The 762-nt window shown below is 71.1% G+C and carries 1 protein-coding gene; it reads right to left on the reverse strand.

Features of this window, described 5'->3' with window-relative positions; all coding sequences use genetic code 11:
* A partial coding sequence (locus LQT98_RS23970; protein ID WP_231465777.1) for a CaiB/BaiF CoA transferase family protein occupies nt 1–762 on the reverse strand: 762 nt, incomplete at both ends.

Here is a 762-nt window from a genome sequence, read left to right on the forward strand (position 1 = left end):
TCCCGGCGCCGGGATCGCGTCCATCCGGTAGTCGAAGCCGTCGCTGACGCCCGGCGGCAGCAGCGCCGGTATCGGCCCGGCCGGCGAATCCACCTGCCGCCAGCGCCGCCGCGCCGCCAATTGCGGGTGACGCCAGACATCGGCCATCGCGTTGACGCGGCCGCAGCCGATGCCGGCCCGCTCCAGCCGGCTCAGCAGTTGCTCGGAATCCAGGCCGGAAAACACCTGGTCGATGATGGCTTGCAGTTGCGCCCGCCGCTGGTGGCGCTGCGGATTGGCGGCGAAGCGCGGGTCGTCCGCCAGCTCCGGCCGTTGCAGCACCTGTTCGCAAAAGCGCCGCCATTCACGCGGGTTCTGCAGGCCGAACAGCAGCCACTGGCCGTCGCCGGCCTGGAACGGCCCATAGGGATAGATGCTGGGATGGCTGGCGCCGCTGCGTTCCGGCTGCGGCTGGCCGCGGTAGGCGAAGTACAGCGGGTTGCCCATCCACTCGGTCAGCGCTTCCAGCATCGACACCTCGATATGGCTGCCGGCGCCGTCGCGCTCGCGCAGGAGCAGCGCCGCCAGGATATGGCTGTAGCCGTACATGCCGGCGGCGATGTCGGCCACCGAGATGCCGGCGCGGGCCGGCCCGTCGGCGCCGCCGGTCACCGACAGCAGGCCGGCCTCGGCCTGGATCAGCAGGTCGTAGGCCTTCCTGCCGGCATAGGGGCCGTCATCGCCATAGCCGGAGATATCGCAGACAATCAGCCGCGGCCAGCG

Source organism: Chromobacterium aquaticum (assembly GCF_021129195.1).
GTDB classification, from domain to species: Bacteria; Pseudomonadota; Gammaproteobacteria; order Burkholderiales; family Chromobacteriaceae; genus Chromobacterium; species Chromobacterium aquaticum.